This window comes from Butyricimonas sp. Marseille-P3923 (assembly GCF_900184685.1).
Classification (GTDB): domain Bacteria; phylum Bacteroidota; class Bacteroidia; order Bacteroidales; family Marinifilaceae; genus Butyricimonas; species Butyricimonas muris.
Genome location: NZ_FXXL01000003.1, coordinates 253,004 through 268,018 on the forward strand (window position 1 = coordinate 253,004; position 15,015 = coordinate 268,018).

At 45.5% G+C, this 15,015-nt stretch carries 13 protein-coding genes; 8 read left to right on the forward strand and 5 right to left on the reverse strand.

Annotation, left to right across the window (positions count from 1 at the left end; all coding sequences use genetic code 11):
- The first annotated feature begins 2 nt into the window (after positions 1-2).
- The 8 genes from CS948_RS01355 to CS948_RS01390 all read left to right on the forward strand — a co-directional run bounded on the left by CS948_RS01355 (position 3) and on the right by CS948_RS01390 (position 9,643).
- Positions 3-704 (forward strand): ComF family protein, encoded by a 702-nt coding sequence (locus CS948_RS01355; RefSeq protein WP_141560855.1) that lies wholly within the window; start codon positions 3-5, stop codon positions 702-704.
- Positions 705-785: 81 nt separating this feature from the next.
- Entirely contained in the window at positions 786-2,702 is a 1,917-nt protein-coding gene (locus tag CS948_RS01360) for an Ig-like domain-containing protein (RefSeq protein ID WP_099289953.1), read from the forward strand.
- Positions 2,699-3,460 carry a DUF3108 domain-containing protein gene (locus CS948_RS01365; protein WP_099289954.1) on the forward strand — a complete coding sequence of 254 codons (762 nt, stop codon included), beginning with the start codon at positions 2,699-2,701 and terminating at the stop codon, positions 3,458-3,460. The genes CS948_RS01360 and CS948_RS01365 overlap by 4 nt, the downstream gene beginning before the upstream one ends.
- A 139-nt stretch (positions 3,461-3,599) precedes the next feature.
- Positions 3,600-4,613 (forward strand): DUF4837 family protein, encoded by a 1,014-nt coding sequence (locus tag CS948_RS01370; protein WP_099289955.1) that lies wholly within the window; start codon positions 3,600-3,602, stop codon positions 4,611-4,613.
- 3 nt (positions 4,614-4,616) lie between these two features.
- Positions 4,617-5,771, forward strand: a complete 1,155-nt coding sequence (locus tag CS948_RS01375) for an exo-beta-N-acetylmuramidase NamZ domain-containing protein (RefSeq protein WP_099289956.1) — start codon at positions 4,617-4,619, stop codon at positions 5,769-5,771.
- Between the two features lie 69 nt (positions 5,772-5,840).
- Positions 5,841-8,915, forward strand: a complete 3,075-nt coding sequence (locus CS948_RS01380) for an AsmA-like C-terminal region-containing protein (RefSeq protein ID WP_099289957.1) — start codon at positions 5,841-5,843, stop codon at positions 8,913-8,915.
- A 67-nt stretch (positions 8,916-8,982) separates the two neighbouring features.
- Entirely contained in the window at positions 8,983-9,276 is a 294-nt protein-coding gene (locus CS948_RS01385) for a nucleotidyltransferase family protein (RefSeq protein ID WP_099290048.1), read from the forward strand.
- Positions 9,269-9,643, forward strand: coding sequence for a DUF86 domain-containing protein (locus tag CS948_RS01390; protein ID WP_099289958.1), 375 nt, complete (start codon positions 9,269-9,271; stop codon positions 9,641-9,643). The genes CS948_RS01385 and CS948_RS01390 overlap by 8 nt, the downstream gene beginning before the upstream one ends.
- A 61-nt stretch (positions 9,644-9,704) precedes the next feature.
- On the opposite strand, the gene CS948_RS01395 is transcribed toward CS948_RS01390, so the two are convergent.
- The 5 genes from CS948_RS01395 to CS948_RS01415 form a co-directional block, all read right to left on the reverse strand.
- On the reverse strand, positions 9,705-10,883 hold the full coding sequence (locus CS948_RS01395; protein ID WP_099289959.1) for an AIR synthase related protein: 1,179 nt from the start codon (positions 10,881-10,883) through the stop codon (positions 9,705-9,707).
- 150 nt (positions 10,884-11,033) lie between these two features.
- Positions 11,034-11,717, reverse strand: a complete 684-nt coding sequence (locus CS948_RS01400) for a LytTR family DNA-binding domain-containing protein (RefSeq protein WP_099289960.1) — start codon at positions 11,715-11,717, stop codon at positions 11,034-11,036.
- Between the two features lie 12 nt (positions 11,718-11,729).
- Positions 11,730-12,791 carry a sensor histidine kinase gene (locus CS948_RS01405; protein WP_099289961.1) on the reverse strand — a complete coding sequence of 354 codons (1,062 nt, stop codon included), beginning with the start codon at positions 12,789-12,791 and terminating at the stop codon, positions 11,730-11,732.
- Positions 12,792-12,932: 141 nt separating this feature from the next.
- Positions 12,933-14,153: an ABC transporter permease gene (locus CS948_RS01410; RefSeq protein WP_099289962.1), complete on the reverse strand. Its 1,221-nt coding sequence runs from the start codon at positions 14,151-14,153 to the stop codon at positions 12,933-12,935.
- Between the two features lie 98 nt (positions 14,154-14,251).
- On the reverse strand, positions 14,252-15,010 hold the full coding sequence (locus tag CS948_RS01415; protein WP_099289963.1) for an ABC transporter ATP-binding protein: 759 nt from the start codon (positions 15,008-15,010) through the stop codon (positions 14,252-14,254).
- Positions 15,011-15,015 lie beyond the last annotated feature (5 nt).

Sequence of the window (15,015 nt, forward strand, 5' to 3'; positions counted from 1 at the left end):
TTGTGATAAATAGGTTGGGGAAGATATTTTTGGATTATTTGCGGTCGGGGGTTGGATTGTTGTTTCCGAGAGTTTGCGTGGTGTGTGGTGACGTGTTGGTACGCAGAGAACGGTTCATGTGCTCGGGATGTTTGTGTCGGATGCCGTTGAACGAGGGAGCGGATGAAGGGGCGGACGAGAGAATGAAAGAGGTGTTGGACGCGGAGAATTTGTTTTGGTTGTTCACGTATAACCGGGAGAGTGATTTTCATCAATTGATATATGCCATAAAATACAAGTCGAGGCGGGAGTTGGGTGTGTGGGCAGGACGGATGCTTGGAGAGAGGATCGGGACGGGACATGGAATTGATTGTGTTATTCCGGTGCCGTTGCATCCGGCACGTGAAAAAGAGCGGGGATTTAACCAGTCGTTGGCGATTGGCACGGGGATTGCAGGGGTTTTAGGGGTAAAGATTGTGCCGGATGTGCTTGAACGGAAGGAGAATACTCGTTCGCAGACAGGGTTGAGCCGGGAAGAAAGGGCGGATAACGTGATGAAGGCTTTCCGTTTAACGGACCCGGGGCGGTTGCGGGGGTGTCACGTGTTGCTGGTGGATGATGTCCTCACGAGTGGCGCGACAACCAAGGCTTGTCTGGCTGAGTTGCGGAAGATCGAGGGTGTGCGATGTAGCGTTGCTTGTCTCGGTAAAGCCGGTAAAATTTAAAAAACTGAAATCTTAAAACTGAATTTGAGAGGATTTTAGCTTTTTTTCCCTAGTTTTGTAAAGTTAATATTTGGAAGAGCTATGAATAAGATTTTTTGGAACGGATTCTGTTTTGTTGCTGTGATGATAGCGTTGGTGATTTATGCTTGCGCGAACCGGGGATACCCGCAAGGGGGGGAGAAGGACGAGACTCCGCCAAAAGTGATCAAGGAGGTGCCGGAATCGTATTCCACGAACTTTAAAGGGAAGTATATTGATATTTATTTTGACGAGTACGTGCAACTCAAGGAGATTAACAATAAATTCGTGATGTCGCCCCCGGCAAAGAAGAAAGCGAGAGTGAGCCTGCGGGGGAAATATATACGGGTGACCTTCCAAGACACGTTGTTGCCGGAAACGACGTACACGTTGGATTTTGCCGATGCAATCGTGGATAATAACGAGGGTAATCCGTTGGGGTTCTATCGTTACGTGTTTTCCACGGGCCCGAAACTGGATTCGATGGAGTTGGCGGGACAGGTGATCGACATGGAATCGCAGTTGCCCGTGTTGGGGGCTATGGTGCTGTTTTACGAGAATCACGCGGATTCTGCCGCCATGTTGGAATTGCCGAATTACGTGGCAAGGACGGATAGTGCGGGAATGTTCCGGGTGACGAATATAAAAAATACGACCTACCGGATACTGGCGATCGATGACGCGAACCGGGATAACAAGTTTATGCCGGAGGAGGAAAAGGTCGGTTTTATAGATTCGCTGGTGACGACAATGGCTTTCCCGGTAGTGGTGTATGACACGATACGTCCCGATACCGTGGTATTGGAGGGACGTCGTACAAAGAAAGGTGTAGAGTTGAAAGTGTTGACACAGGACACGATCGTGCAGAGGGATTACACGGCGTTCGGACCGAGTAACCTGTTTATCCCGATGTTTGACGAGGAGAAAACTCAGTTGTATCTCGTGGATGGGGATCGCAAGGAGAGGGAACGGTTGGATTTTATATTCAGTATCCCGGCGGAGAATCGGTTGAGTGTACGTCTGCGCGGGTTGCATTTGCTGGAAAAAGAGGATCAGAGTGACTGGTTCCTTGAAGAGCGTTCTGCCGGCAGAGATACCATTCAGTTGTGGATAAAAGATTCGCTGGTGTACAAGATTGATTCTTTAACGGCGTTAGTGACTTATTTGCGTTCAGATTCCCTCGGGAAACGGGAACTTTTTACCGACACGACTCGTTTCTATTTCAAGGATAAACCGGAACCTAAAGGAAGACGTAAGAAGGATAAGGACACGATTCCGGAGATCAAGTTTATGGAGGTGAATGTCGGGGTTGGCGGAACGGCCGATTTGAATAAAGGGATTCGTTTTGATTTTGACCGACCGATTCACGAAGACGGGTTTAAGAATATTCATTTGTTCGAGAAGGTGGATACGATATGGGAACCCGCTGATTTCACGATGAAACGGGATAGCCTGAAGATTCGTAGATATGAACTTGGAACGAAATGGAAGCCGGAAACAGAGTATAAATTAGTTGTAGATTCTATGGGAATATATAGTATTTACGGGTTATATAACAATAAGATCGAGAAAACGTTCAAGACCAAGGCTGAGGAGGATTACGGGAAGATTTTCGTGCAGGTGAAGAATGCCCAAACGCCGATAATTATACAACTTTATCAAGGGGATAAGGAAGTGAAAGTGCTGGAAGAGCGTTGGATAGAGAAGGACGGGAAGGTGATGTTTGATTATTTGAACGAGGGGAAATATATGATTCGCGGGATACTCGACCGGAACGGTAACAAGAAGTGGGACACGGGTAATTACTTGAAAGGTATTCAACCCGAAGAGATAAAATATTTGCCCGTGGAGATTAATTTGAAGAAAAACTTCGACGTGGAGCAGGAATTTGACGCGAGCAAAACGTACAAGAGAGAAGACCCGAGTAAAAAGAAAAATACAGAGAACAAGGATAACCGGAGAAACAGAAACAATAGATGAGAATAATTATACTGATATTGGTATTGTTCGTCAGCCTGCCTGCCGTTTCGCAGAGAAAGGTGCCCAACGTGATAGAAAAACTGACATACAGAGGCTATTACAATTGGGGCTTTATCTGGATTAACGCCGGTGCGGTGGAGATGAGCGTGAAGCCTTCCGAAAAGTACCCGAATGCGGAGGAGGTGTTCGCCGTGGGGTATTCCAATCCCTCGTGGGATTGGGTGTTCAAGTTGCGCGATACGTTGATTTCTCACCATGATAGCGTGACTTATATGCCTTACGAGTTTTCCCGGAAGGCTCACGAGGGGAATTATCACAAGACGTTCGATTACGTGTGGGATTATGACAGTAACCGGATTCTGTCCGACGTACATAAGATAGGAAAGTATAAGCGTAAGGATACGATTGCTTTGCAACCGGACACGTATAATATGTTGTCCGTGGCGTGGAAAGCCCGTGAATTGGATTTTGACAAGTACAAGAAAGGGGATATGATTCCCATACGTATATTGTTGGATGATAAGATTTACGATTTATATATCCGTTATCTGGGACTGGAAAAGGTGAAGACGGATAGCGGACGCAGGCAATGTTACGTGTTCTCGCCTTTGCTTGTTGCCGGAGATGTTTTCAAGGGCGGGGAGAATATGAAGGTATGGGTGAGTAATGACGAGTACAGGATTCCCGTGATGGTGGAGGCGAAAATCCTCGTGGGATCGGTGAAGGGGATTCTGGATGAGGCAAACAGTAAATTTTAGCAATTGAAAATTGAAAATGCAGAATTGAAAATTGCTCTGTGTTTTTGATTTTCAATAATATATATAATGGAAAATAGATAAATGAAGTTTTTGGTAGGTTCATTTTCAATTTTCAATTTTTAATTTTCAATTGTATGCTATGAGAAAGATATTATTTGTTTTCGCGATGATTTTGGTGTTGGGTTCTTGTAAGAATGCCACGAAGAATTTGATGCCTTCTATTTCGGGCAAGATTAATCAGGTTTTGGTGATTGCCGAGAAAAACGTGTGGAACGGTCCGGTGGGAGATACGATAAAGGCTTTCTTCGGGCAGGAGCAGGACGGACTTCCGCAGGCGGAGCCTATTATGGATGTGATGAATTTGCCGGAGATGTATTTCGACAAGAATATGAAGGGGCATCGGAATGTATTGCAAATCAAGATTTCCCCGACGATTGATTCGGCGTACGTGCAATACGCGGATAGTCCTTGGGCAAAAACTCAGAAGTTTATAAAAATTGCCGCCCCGAATAACAAGGTGGCGATACAATTGTTCGAGGAGAACAAGATGAAGATATTGGGTATTTACGCGAAAGCGGAGCGTGACCGATTGGTGTCTATCTACAAGCGTACGGCGGATACCCGGATATTTAACCTGTTCAAGAAGAAGTATGATATGTTGTTGTATTGCCCGACAGGTTATTATATCAATAAGGATACGACCGATTTCGTGTGGATTTCGAGTGAAACCAAGAAAGATAGCAAGGGGATTATATTTTTCACGGAGAAATACGAGCACGAGAGCCAGTTTAATCACGTGGTTATCGTGGATCGGGTGAACGAGGAGTTGGAGAAGTTTATTCCCGGACCGAGAAACGGTTCGTATATGGCGCTGGACACGGAAATCCCTTATACTTTCGTACAATATAAATATAACGGACATTACGCGGTGTCTGTTCGGGGACTGTGGACGGTGGTGAATGATTTTATGGCGGGACCGTTCGTGTTGAACGTGGTGTTGGACGAGGAACACCAGCGGGTGATCTACATGATGGGGTACGTTTATTACCCGAACGAGGAGAAACGGGATATGCTGAAACAAGTGGAGGCTATACTGAACACGATGGTGATCGATTTCAAGGAGAAAGAGCAGCAGCAGGAAACAAAGAAGTAATTGATGAGATATTTGATATTGATGTTGGTGATAGCATCCGCGTGTACGGATGCTATTTCCGTGAATTTACGGAACGGGATAGAGCGTTATGATGCGTACCGTGATTTGTTGGCAGGTAAAAAGGTGGGAGTGGTGGCTAATCATACTTCCCGCGTGGGTGAACAACACGGGGTTGACTTTTTGCGGGAACAGGGAGTTGATGTGATTCGTGTTTTCGCACCGGAGCATGGATTCCGGGGAACGGCGGATGCCGGGGAGACGATAAAGAATGATACGGATGTGACGACCGGTTTGCCGATAGTATCTCTTTACGGGAAAAACAAGAAACCCCAACCGGCGGATTTGAAAGGGATAGAAGTAATGGTTTTTGATATACAGGACGTGGGTGTCCGTTTTTATACTTACCTGTCGACGCTGCATTACGTGATGGAAGCGTGTGCGGAACAGGGGATTCCTTTGATTGTCATGGATCGTCCGAACCCGAATGCTTTTTACGTGGATGGTCCCGTGCTAGAAAAAGAATGCGTGTCGTTCGTGGGGATGCACCCGGTGCCTGTGGTGTATGGAATGACGATTGGCGAGTACGCGCGAATGATTAATGGTGAGGGATGGTTGAAGGGACAGGTGAAGTGTGACCTGACTGTCGTTTCTTGCGAGGGGTGGAATCGGGAACAACCTGTTGCTTTGCCTTATGCGCCTTCGCCCAATTTGCCGGATTCGGTTTCCGTGATGCTTTACCCGTCAACTTGTTTTTTCGAGGGGACGGCGATTAACGAGGGGCGGGGCACTTTGCGACCTTTTCAAGTCTTCGGTCATCCCGACCTGAAAGATATGCCGTATAGTTATGTCCCGAAACCGATAAAAGGGATGAGCATGACCCCGAAGTGCGCGGGGAAGACTTGTTATGGAATGGACTTGGCCAAAGAATATAACACGATATTTGAGATGAAACGGTTGGATTTGGCGTGGTTATTGTTGGCATACAGGAAGTACGAGGGGAAAGAGCCTTTCTTTAATGCCTTGTTTGACAAGTTGGTCGGGAATACCCGTGTCAGACAGCAAATCAAGGATGGCAAGACGGAAGAGGATATCCGTGCCGGTTGGCAGGAAGACGTGGCGAACTTTATGGATGTAAGAAAGAAATATTTAATTTATTGATAAATTGATTCAGTGATTCCGTGACTGGCGGTTTAGTGATTCATTTTCAATTTTTAATTTTCAATTGTTATGTGGCGTTTTTTGAAGTATTTTTTAATAACGGTGCTGGTTATTGTAGTGTTGGTTTGTACGGCGGTCGGTATCGTGTTGAATTTCATTTTTACCCCGGAGAAATTGACCCCCGTGGTGGAGAGAACTGCGAACGAGTTGCTGGATGCGGAGGTGCATTTTGATTCGATTGAATTGACATTCTTTTCCACGTTCCCGAATTTCGGGTTGGAGATACGAAACGGGAGTGTCGTGACGAAGGTATTTCAAGACACGATTAACGGGGAAAATGTTTACTCGAAAACGGATTCTTTGATGAGTTTCGAGCGTTGTCTTTTGACGATAAACCCGATGGTATATCTCGCGAAGAAAGATATCGTGGTGAAAGAATTGCGGATAGAGAAACCCCGTATATATGCCTATATTAATAGCGACGGGATTCCCGCTTGGAATGTTATGCGGTCGGAGTCGGCTGATACATTGTCAGTGGAATCGGATACCGAGTCGGAAAAGTTATTCGAGGGTGTTGATATCAAGAATATTCGTGTGGAGGACGGTTATTTGGTGTTTGACGACCGGGCGAATCGGCTTTATGCCCGTGCGGAAGGTTTCGGCTTGAAGATCGATGGTGATTTCACGGGGCGTAAGGCCAATTTGCAGTTAGGAATGAAAGCCAAGAATGTATTGTTGTGGCAAGAGGGGGATTTATTGGTCAAACGATTGGCTTTTGGCGTTCAGACCGGGATGCACGTGGACAGGGATTCTTTATTGTACACGTTGGACAGGGCGGTGATGAACGTGAACGGGATAAAATTCGGTGTCGGGGGACAGTTGCGAGGCGATACGGTAAGGCGGCAGTTGGCGGTAGATTTGACTTTCGGGGTAAAAATCCCGTCATTGAAAACGATTCTCGATTTGGTACCGGAAACCATATTGAAGCGGGACGATAGGGTGGAAGTTGCCGGGGAGGTTTCATGTAAAGGAACATTGAAGGGTATTTACGGGAAAGACCGGGTGCCTGTACTGGAAGCCCGTTTCCGGGTACGGGACGGGGCGGCAAAATATGCCGGGATGCCGTACGCTTTGGAGAAATTGGATGTTGATATGGAGGGGTTGATTGATTTGCAGAAAGAGCAGGCTTCATACGTGAAATTGAACTGTTTGTGCGTGAAAGGAACGGACGTGGATGTGGATATCGAGGGACGGGTGGACGAGTTAATCACGAATCCCAAGGTAGACGCGAAAGTGAAAGCGGATGTGAATTTTTCGATATTACCCAAGATATTCCCGTTGGAGGAGGGCGTGACTATGAAGGGGAGTTTGAGCGCAGCTTTGAGGACCCATATCTTGTTGGCGGATGTAAAGAATAAGAATTACGGGAAGTTGGATATCCGGGGCGGTTGTCGTTTGCGTGACGTGTTGCTGGCAAGCGAAAAAGATAGTTTGTCCCTGCGTTCGAAATCCGTGGGGTTGGGATTCGGGACGAATATGGAAGATACGACAATCATGCAGGGAAAGAATTTGCTGAACGGAATATTCGGTTTTGACAGCGTGGATATCAAGTGGAAGGAAGCATTGGTATTTCACATGGATACTTCTTACGTGAAGGTGAAAACTTCTCCGTTGAGAGATACCTCGGCTGTTGCATCCATGTCGGCGGATGTCAAATTCGGCTGGATTGATTTGACGGTGGGGGATTCCGTGCGTTTCCGGATGGGAAACAGTAAAGCGAGTGTGGCTCTGGCTCCTTCGCCGGAGAATAAAAAACTGCCGTTGGTGAAGGCACGGGTAGATATGGATAGTTTGCGGATACGTGCCAAGGGAAATCGGTTACGATTGGCTTTTGCCGGATTTGATTTGTCCGCCGTTCCGGGTAAAAAAGACGAGCGACCGTGGAACGTGGAGGGGATAATCGGATTTAAAGATATGCGGGTATATACGCCGCTGTTCCCGTTGCGCATGAGAATGCCCGGAACGAAGATTACCTTGAAACCGGGGCATGTTAAATTGAACGGGGCAAGGCTGAGAATGGGTAAGTCCGATTTGTTGTTGACCGGGGAGGTGTATAATCTTGCCGGAGCGTTCTTGCGGCAAGAGGAATTGGAAGCGAAATTGAAAGTGAAATCAAAGATGATTGATTGCAATCAATTGATGAAAGCGATGGAAGTCGGGGAGGCAAACCGGGCAAATATGAAGTGGGGGATGGATGAGGAATTGAGCGAGGATGAATTGTCAGATGTTGATCTGGCGGCAGATTCAACTTACGTGGCAGATTCAACGATGTCGGTATTCGTGGTTCCGCCGGGAATAGATTTCACGTTCGAGACGGATATTAATCGTGTGCTGTACGGGAAATTGGTTTTGGATAGTATTCATGGAGAGGTGAACATGAAAAATCAATGTATAGAGCTGTCCGATTTAAGGATGCGTTCTATGGCGGCGGACGTGAGGACAAGCATGTTGTACCGGGCGTCTTCGCCGGAGAGGGCATATGCCGGGTTTGATCTTCAACTGGACGATATACACGTGGGGGCTCTGATTGATTTTATGCCTTCACTGGATTCTATCGTGCCGATGTTGAGGTCTTTTGACGGGTTGGTGGATTTCCACATGGCGGCGGAAACGGAGATGGATTCTTCGATGATGATTGATATACCGACTTTGCGGGCTGTCGCTCATATCGACGGGCAGGACTTGGTGCTGATGGACGGGGAAACGTTTGCCGAGATATCGAAAATGATGATGTTCAAGAATAAGGAACGCAATTTGATTGATAGTGTTTCGGTTGATTTCGCAATCAGAAATAGCACGATAGAGATTTTCCCGTTTATGGTCGAGATGGATCGGTACAAGGTAGCCGTTGGGGGTGAGCATAAAATAGATATGACTTTTAACTATCATATTTCTGTTTTGAAATCTCCCGTACCGTTTAAACTGGGCGTGGATATTCTCGGTTCCATGGAGAAGATGAAATTCAAGATAACAAAAGCTAAGTATAAGAACCTGTTTATCCCTTCCCGTAGAGCGAAAATGGATAGTGCGCAAATTAACGTCCGCAACCGGATACAGGAGATATTACAGGCAGCGAGAAAATAAAATAATTAGACGAATATGTTTACAGGAGAATAATTCGTATATTTGTTGATACAAGTTTGTAATGATTATGAAGTCAATAAGTGAATATTTGCAGTTGTTGTCCGATTATATGAGGACACATGCTTCTGTTTATCGCATCACACGAATGGGGATATTCGGTAGTGTGGCTCGTGGTGAACAGACTGAAACAAGTGATATTGATATTTGCTTTGAAGGAGATGCTCCGACTTTATTTACATTAGCTCGTATCAAGTATGAGCTGGAGGCTTTGTTAGGACGTCCCGTTGACTTGGTGCGTGTGCGTGAAAGAATGGATGAGGTATTGAAGCAAAATATTCAAAAGGAAGCTATTTATGTATGATGTGAAGGTTTTGCACTTGCTGGATAAAATCATAGAATCTGTGGAAATTATTCAGCAGAGAACAGTGGCAATTCATTGTGTAAATGATTTCTTGGATTCATCGGCAGGTACATTGTTATTAGATAGTATCTGTATGAAATTGATAGCGATAGGAGAAAGTGTTAAAAACTTGGATAAAGTGACAACCGGAAGTTTGCTTGTTCATTATCCCCAAATTCCGTGGCGAGAAGTAATGGGAATGCGTGATATAATTGTGCATCATTATTTTGAGGTTGATGCTGATGTTATTTTTAATACGATACAAGAAAATATTCCTTTATTGATGAGTTCATTAAAGCAGATACGGAAAGATTTATCTGAAAAATAGAAAAAGGATGCCCGAGAGCATCCTTTTTTATATATATGATGTTTAAGAATGAAACCCACGGTCAGTATATGAACTTCCCGAGTTCGCTGATAATCGTGAGCTTATTACCTTGTCCCTCGTCGTTGTCGTAGCAGCGACCGACGATCCGGGCGTCAATATTGAAACTTTTGGATATGGCGATGATGTCTTCCGCGATCTCTTCGTTCACGTAGATTTCCATGCGGTGTCCCATGTTGAACACTTTGTACATTTCTTCCCACGGGGTGCCGGATTGTTCCTGAATCAATTTGAAGAGAGGAGGTACGGGGAACATATTGTCTTTTACAATATGCAGATTTTCCACGAAGTTCATCACTTTGGTTTGGGCACCGCCGGAGCAGTGTACCATACCGTGAATTTGTTTCCGGTATTTGTCAAGAACTTGTTTAATAACAGGGATGTAGGTGCGTGTCGGGGATAATACCAGTTTCCCGGCATCAATACCCAAATCGGCAATCTTGTCGGTTAATTTGCACCCACCGGAATACACGAGGTCTTCGGGTAGAGAGTTGTCATAACTCTCCGGGTATTTTTGCGCTAGGTATTTGGCGAACACGTCATGACGCGCGGAGGTCAAGCCGTTGGAACCCATTCCGCCGTTGTATTCGGTTTCGTAGGTTGCCTGCCCGTAGGATGCCAGACCGATAATTACATCGCCTGTTTGAATATGGTCGTTGGAAATCACGTCGGAACGTTTCATGCGACAAGTGACCGTGGAGTCCACGATAATCGTACGCACGAGATCGCCTACATCGGCTGTTTCTCCCCCGGTAGAGTAGATGTTCACGCCTAATTTGCGGTATTCTTCTATCAATTCTTCCGTGCCGTTGATGATAGCTGCGATGACTTCGCCCGGAATCAGCCGTTTGTTACGTCCGATAGTGGAAGAGAGTAGGATGTTGTCTACCGCACCCACGCAAATGAGGTCGTCAATATTCATGATGAGTGCATCTTGCGCGATACCTTTCCACACGGAAAGATCACCGGTTTCTTTCCAATACATGTATGCCAGTGATGATTTGGTACCTGCGCCGTCGGCGTGCATGATGTTGCAATAACTTTTCTGACCCCCTAAATAGTCCGGGATGATCTTGCAAAAAGCTTTTGGGAATATTCCCTTGTCAATGTTTTTGATGGCGTTATGAACGTCTTCTTTGGATGCAGATACACCCCGTTGATTATACCTTTCGTCTTTTCTCATGCGATACAATTGAAAATTGAAAATTGAAAATTGAAAATGGATTTGAATAGAATCCGGTATATTCTAAATTTTCAGTTTTCTAAATTTTATGCTTCTAAATTATTTTGTTTGCAAAGTTAGGTATAATTTTCAATTTTCAATTTTCAATTTTCAATTTATTGCTCGTTTGTCGAGCAATTCCGTGAAGCGGTCTTTGTAGGAGTCCGATATCGGGATATAGACTTTACCGAAAATGATGCGGTTGCGTTCGATCGTTTTGATTTTGTTCATGTTGATAATATACGAACGATGTACCCGGACGAAAGTGTCGGCGGGCAGGAAATCTTCGATAGATTTCATGCTCATCAAGGTAAGGATACCTTGTCCGTCTTCGGTTTGGATGCGGATATAATCTTTCAATCCCTCGATGTAGAGTATATCTTTTAATTGAACTTGGACGAGTTTGTAATCGCTTTTCACGAAAATAGATTCCGGGGCGGGGTGGGTGCGCAATGCTTTGGTGGCTGCCCGCAGAAATTCCGAGTAATTGAACGGTTTCAGCAAATAATCCAGAGCATCTACACGAAAGCCTTCGATGGCGTACTGTTCGAATGCCGTGGTGAATATGATTTTTACTTTATTTCCTACCAGTCGGGAGAGTTCCAGTCCGTTCAGTTCCGGCATCTGTATATCCAGAAATATCAAGTCTACCGGGGTTTCTTCAACGACGGACAAGGCTTTGATGGCACTGTCACACCGGTCTACAAGATGCAGGAAAGGGGTACGACTCACATAACTTTCCAGTAATTCGAGAGCCAGAGGCTCGTCATCCACGATCAGGCAGTTTAGTGTCATGAGAGTTTGTGTTTAGAGGTGAATATTCAGTTCCGCGATGAAGCGGTTGTCTTCCGTGCGGGTGGAAAACAGGAAATTACCCGGGTAAAGTAATTCCAACCGGCGTTTCAAATTCTTTATTCCTATGCCGGAGCCGCTGCGATCGTTATCTTTCTTGGGGAAATTGCTGTTCGCGACGAGGCAATGCAGCCAATGGTCTTCGTGCAATTCCAATTGTATATGTATAAACGAGTCCTGCGTGTTGCTGACCCCGTGTTTGAATGCATTTTCTATCAGCGGGATAAAAAGCAATGGGGCTATCATTGCACCTTTTCCGGTTTCGGGAATGGAAACATCCAGATGGGTGGTTCTCGAGAGGCGTAAGCTCATTAATTTGATGTAACTCCGCATAAAATCAAATTCCCGATCTAAAGAGACCAGATTGTCGTTATTTTCGTATAGCACGTGGCGAAGCATCTTGCTTAAATCTTGTACGGCGTATTGTGCTTTGTCTTGATTGATTGCAATCAAAGAATAGATGTTATTCAACGTGTTGAATAAGAAATGCGGGTTGAGTTGGCTTTTTAGATTTTGTAATTCAGCCTCCGCTTGTGCTTTTTGAAGTTCTTGTTTTTCGCCTTCCGTTTTATACCAACCGCTTGTCATTTTAATTGCCACGCTAAGTCCCACGGTGAGTCCCATGAGTAGTATGTCGCGACTGATGAAAAGCAATACCGGCGGTTTGGGCAGTGCATCTTTGAGGGCTTTCAAGTTTTCCGGCATGGGTTCGCTCAAGTGTACCCGGTGGAAGTTCTGCCAACTATGGAGTAAAATGCCTAGAAGTATGATAAACAATAGATTTGTCAATATGAATTGTACAATCTTTCTGCGGAATAGCAAGCAATCTATCAGTTTGCCGTAATTAATGTAGAAGATAATCAGGCAGGAAAGCGGCATAAAACAATACCCGAGGTATCGGTTTAGGGTAATAGCTTGTTCCCCGCGATACATGAAGAAAGGAAGGGTAAAAAATATACCCCATCCAATCACGTGGATCGCGATTTGTAACACATTCTTGTTGATCCTCTTGGGCATTATATTATTGTTGGTTGTCTGCAAAGGTAGAAAAATTAGAGTTTATAAGGTTTATAAAGTTCATAAAGTTTTTAAAGTTTATATTGTTTGAAAGAACCTGCAACTCGCTGCGGGCGAACGAATAAAGTTGGTAAAACAACTTTATTCGTACCGTATGGCGTCAATCGGGTTGAGGCGGGATGCCTTTTGTGCCGGATACCACCCGAAGAATATACCGGTAACGGTACAAACCAGAAAGGAGAGTACTACCGAATATAATTGGATGTATACAGGCCACCCGATCACGTATTTAATAACTAAAGAAGAGCCTATGCCGAGAACAACCCCGATGAGTCCGCCCGTGATGCTGATAATCACAGCCTCGATAAGGAACTGAAACAGGATATGGCGTCCCTTTGCCCCGATGGACATACGGAGTCCGATCTCCCGGGTTCGTTCCGTGACGGAAACGTACATGATGTTCATGATACCGATACCACCGACCAGCAGGGATATTCCCGCGATACAAGCCAATAGCACGGTCATAAGATCGGTCGTGGTACTCATCATGGAACTTAGTTCCTCTTGCGAGCGCACGTTGAAGTCATCTTCGGCTCCCGCGGCAATCTTGTGATTCTGCCGCAGGATAGCGGATATTTCTTCTATTGCCTCTTGCGAGTCTTCTTCCGTGACCGCGGATGCATATATTCCTTGAATATAAGTGATTGCCAGTAATCGTTTCTGTATAGTGGTATAAGGAGCGATAATCATATCGTCTTGATCTTGTCCCATGGAATTGTATCCCTTGGGTGCCAATACGCCGATAATACGGAATGGGGTTTTGTTGAACCGAATGGTTTTGCCGAGCGGTTCTTCGCCCTTGGTGAAAAGGTTGTCGACGACGGTTTGCCCCACGATGCAAACTTTGGCAGATGTTTTGATGTCATGATCCGTGAACATTTCACCCTCTCCGACACTGAATTTCCGAATGTCGAGATAATCTTGGTTTACCCCGTAGATTGAGGTCGGGGCGTTGTTGGCCCCGTAGATAACTTGACCGCTGGAGTTCACGGAAGGGGTACATTTATCAATTAACTCAACTTCCCGTACAATGGCTTCATAATCTTCCATTTTTAGCGTCTGCATACTGCTGGCACTTTGACGTACACCCCCGAAGCGACCGTTACCGGGATGTACCATGATCATGTTGGAACCCATTTCCGATATTTGTTCACGAATACTACGTTTTGAGCCTTGACCGATAGCCAACATGGAGATCACGGATGCTACCCCGATGATGATTCCCAACATGGTAAGGAATCCCCTGAACTTGTTATTAGCAAGGGCTCGTAATGCGATTCGTATTAAATTTCCGTAATTCATGTATCCATTTATGATTTAAGATTTGAGATTTATGATTTTAGATTAGATGACCAATGTTTTTATTAATCGTAAATCGTGATTCATAAATCTTAAATTAGTTAGTTTTCAATTGTTTCGTCGTTCTCTTTCGGTAGCGCTGCCAGTGCTTCCTTGGCAGAAGCGACATTCGGGTTGATGGTGTCTTCCGTGATATGTCCGTCCCGCAACACGATGTTCCGGCTACTGAATTGTGCTATTTCCGGGTTATGGGTAACGAATATAATGGTTCGTCCCTCCGAATGTAACCGTTGGAAAAGCGTGAGGATCTCGAAAGAGGTTCTCGTGTCGAGGTTCCCGGTCGCTTCGTCTGCAAGCAGGATTACCGGATCGTTCACGATTGCCCGCGAGATGGCAACACGCTGCTGTTGTCCCCCGGACATCTGGTTGGAACGATGGTTTACCCGGTCGCTCAAACTTACTTCTGCCAGTGCTTGCATGGCTTTTTCCTTGCGCTCTTTGGCAGAAAAGGTCGGGTTGTAGAGCAACGGGAGTTCCACGTTTTCCAAGGCTGTCGTTTTCGGGAGTAAGTTGTAAGATTGGAACACGAAACCTATCTTGCGATTGCGTAATGTGGCACGATCATTTTTCCCCATGTCCCTGACGGCGATCCCGTCAAGGTAATAGTCGCCCGAGGTAGGGGTATCAAGGCATCCGAGGATATTGAGCAGAGTGGATTTCCCGGAGCCACTGGTACCCATTATCGTTACGAATTCCCCCGGTTGGATGGAGAATGATACACTGCGTAAGGCGTGTACAACTTCTGAACCGACCGTAAAATCCCTCCTCAGGTTCTCTATTTTTATGATATCGTTTGTCATGTCTT